Origin of the sequence: Mycobacterium sp. E735 (assembly GCF_001666955.1) — a bacterium.
In the GTDB taxonomy this organism is placed as follows: domain Bacteria; phylum Actinomycetota; class Actinomycetes; order Mycobacteriales; family Mycobacteriaceae; genus Mycobacterium.
Window position 1 is genome coordinate 1 of the sequence record NZ_LZIX01000056.1, and the last position, 3,161, is coordinate 3,161.

The following is a 3,161-nucleotide window of genomic DNA, read 5'->3' on the forward strand; positions in this document are numbered from 1 at the left end:
CGGCTGACCGCCCAAGCCGGAGATCGCTTCTGCAGGAACGCCGTGAAGGCCTCGATCTGTTCGGCGGTTCCGATCGACGACCAGTAGCCCGTCACGTCGACGGGTGGCAGCGCTCGCGCCATTTCCCTCTTGACGGCCGCGCGCGCGGCGGGTCCGGTCTTCCGGACTCGCTCGAGCAAGGCATCGACCTCCGCGCGCAGCGAGTCGTGCGCAACGACCTTGCCGACCAGACCGAGTCGCTCGGCCTCCTGCGCGTCGACCCAATCATTGCCGTAGATCAGGTGATTGGCCCGCAGCGTGCCCAGTCGGTGCGGTAGTCGAGCGGCGACGAACGCCTCGTACACGCCACGGGTGAGATCCGGGACCCGGAACCGGGCGCGATCGGAGGCGACGACGAGATCGGCGAACAACGTCATCACCAAGCCGCCCCCCATGGCGATGCCGTTGACGGCGCAGACCACGAGTTTCGGTATCTTGCCCAGCGTTTCGAACGGTGTTCCGTCATAGGACTCGGTGAACGCGTCCCACCGGCGATCCGGATTCTGCACCGCGTTCATGTCGCCGCCCGCACAGAACACGTCGCCCGTGCCGGTGATCACCAGGAAGTTCAGGTCCGGTTCGTCGGCGACGATCATCGCGGCCCGTTTGATCCCGTGATAGCCGTCGGCGGTGACGGCGTTTTTCTTCTCCGGCCGGTTGATGGTGACGGTCAGGGTGTCGCCGTCGATCCTGCCCTCGAGCTCCGACGCACAGAGGTCGACGTCGACGGAATCCGGTAGGGCGTTCACTGCGCCTCGATCACGGCGAGCAGTTCACCGACGTCATAGCTTGCCCCGGCGCTGACCTTCCACGTCACAACGCCGCTGGCCGGCGCCTCGATGTCCATCTCGACCTTGTCGGTGGCGATCTGGTAAAGGGGATCGCCCTCGGAGACATGCGCGCCGTCCGCCACGTAGAGCTCCGTCACCTCCGCTTCCGTGATCGCGTCGCCCGGCTTCGGCATCCGCACCTGGATCACGCGATCCTCCTGACCGCTTCGACGAGCCGCGCCGTGTCCGGGCGGCAGGCGGCTTCCAGCGTCGCCGCCCGCGGGACGGGCGTGTACGTTCCGCCCACGCGCTGGATCGGGGCCGACAGCTCGCCGAAGAGCTCCGTCCCGACGGCCGCGGCGATTTCGGCTCCCGGGCCGCAGAACCCGACGGACTCGTGAGCGACGACCAGGCGCCCGGTTTTGCGGACGGAGTCGAAAACGGTGGCCAGATCCAACGGCACCAGGGAGCGCAGGTCGACCACCTCCACCGAAACGCCTTCGGCGGCAAGCTGTTCGGCGGCGGCCAGGGCGGCGTGCACCAAGCTGCCGTAGGTGCAGATCGTGACGTCGGCGCCGGCGCGTTTGACGTCGGCCTGGCCGAGCGGGATCACGTAGTCGTCCGTCGGCACGGGCCCCTTGCCGCCGCCGTAATAGAGCTTCATCGACTCGATGAACAGGCAGGGATCGTCCTCGGCCAGGCAGGCGTTGAGCAGCCCGACAGCGTCGGCGGCGGTGCTGGGCCACACGACCTTGATGCCGGGTGTGTGCATCGCCCAGGCCTCGAAGGCCTGGGAGTGCTGCGGGCCGGCCGCCGTGCCCACCATGGCGCGGATGACAACCGGAGCGCCCTGCCGTCCGCCGGACATGTAGCGGATCTTGGCCGCGTGATTGGCGATCTGGTCCATGGCCACGCCGAGGAAGTCCATGAACATCAGCTCCGCCACCGGCCGCAGACCACCCAGGGCCGCGCCCACCGCGGCGCCGATGATCGAGGACTCCGCGATCGGGGTGTCGCGCACCCGCTGGGCGCCGTATTTCGTCGACAACCCCGCGGTGATCTTGAACATGCCGCCCGACGGGTCGGCGATGTCCTCGCCGAGCAGCACGATCGAATCGTTGGCCGCCATCGCGCGATCCAGCGTGCGGTGGATCGCCTGCACCAGGCCGAGGGTCTCGGTTTCGCCCTGGGGCATCGCGGCGCGCTTTGTCGCCGGTGCCGCAAGCTCGCTGCCGTGGGCGGCAAACACGTCGCGGGTCAGTTCGTCGTCGGCGGGGGGCTCGGCGTCGCGGGCGGCGGCGAAGGCCGCGTCGATCTCGGCAACCAAGTCGGCGTCGATCCGGTCCAGGTCGACGTCATGCGCCAAACCCTCGTCGATGAGCCGCCGCCGATACCGCGCGAAGGGCGGGTCGGCGCGCTTGGCGGCCAGCTCGTCGGGGTCGGCGTAGGGCATCTGGTCGCCGAAGTAGTGCCCCTGCAGGCGGTAGGCGACCGCTTCGACGAACGACGGCCCGCCCCCGGACCGTGCGCGCTCGGCCGCCTCGGCCACTGCCTGGTACACCGCGTGCGGGTCCGTGCCGTCGATCGTGACGCCGGGCATCGCATAACCCGCGGCCCGGTCGGACAATCGCGCCGTGCGGGTGTAACCGGCCACCGGCGTGCATTCGGCCCACGCGTTGTTCTGGCAGAAGAACACCACCGGAAGCGCCCATAGCGCAGCCATGTTCATGGCCTCGTGGACGTAACCGATGCTGGTCGCCCCGTCGCCGAAGCTGACCAGTACCACGCGGTCACTGCCCTTGACGGCCTCCGCCAGCGCGATCCCGTTCGCGATCAGGGGGCCGGCGCCCACGATGCCGGTGGTCCAGGCGATGCCATGCTCGGGGTCGTAGATGCCCATCGCGCCGGCCTTGCCCTTCGACAGGCCGGTGCCGCGGCCCAGTATCTCGGCGAAGTACGCGGTCAGGTCGACGCCCTTGGCCACGACGTCGCCCAGCCCGCGATAGGTGGTGACCAGTTGGTCCGCACTTGACAGGGCGAGCGCGGCCCCGGCCGACATCGCCTCCTGACCGTCCACCGGCCAATAGCTCATCGCGATTTCCCCGGACGACAACCCTTTTCGGACGCGCTGGTCGCTGTGGTGCACCTTGCTCATGAGGCGGTACAACGCGACGGCCCGGTCGCTGCTCAGGGGCCGGGTACCGACGTCTACCTGCGTGGCCATCACCACTCCTTTGCGATGCGCACTCCGCCAACGAGCATACAATACAATATGACGATATTTGTTCAGTCGTCCGATGGCGCCCAGTGCCAGTGAGGAGAGCTTCGACCGCGATGCCCGATCGACCAGCC

3 protein-coding genes are annotated in these 3,161 nt (G+C 68.6%); all 3 read right to left on the minus strand.

What is annotated here, in order from left to right:
• A partial coding sequence (locus A5704_RS04385) for an enoyl-CoA hydratase/isomerase family protein (RefSeq protein ID WP_067755603.1) occupies window positions 1-788 on the minus strand: 788 nt, incomplete at its 3' end.
• Window positions 785-1,018 carry a lipoyl domain-containing protein gene (locus A5704_RS04390; protein ID WP_082950093.1) on the minus strand — a complete coding sequence of 78 codons (234 nt, stop codon included), beginning with the start codon at window positions 1,016-1,018 and terminating at the stop codon, window positions 785-787. The genes A5704_RS04390 and A5704_RS04385, both read right to left, overlap by 4 nt.
• Window positions 1,015-3,033 carry a thiamine pyrophosphate-dependent enzyme gene (locus A5704_RS04395; RefSeq protein WP_067755609.1) on the minus strand — a complete coding sequence of 673 codons (2,019 nt, stop codon included), beginning with the start codon at window positions 3,031-3,033 and terminating at the stop codon, window positions 1,015-1,017. Before A5704_RS04395 ends, A5704_RS04390 begins: the two co-directional genes overlap by 4 nt.
• Window positions 3,034-3,161: the final 128 nt, after the last annotated feature.

Bases quoted from the DNA above. Each gene is read 5' to 3' on its own strand.
- A5704_RS04395 (WP_067755609.1), bottom strand. From the start codon at position 3,033: ATGGCCACGCAGGTAGACGTCGGTACCCGGCCCCTGAGCAGCGACCGG.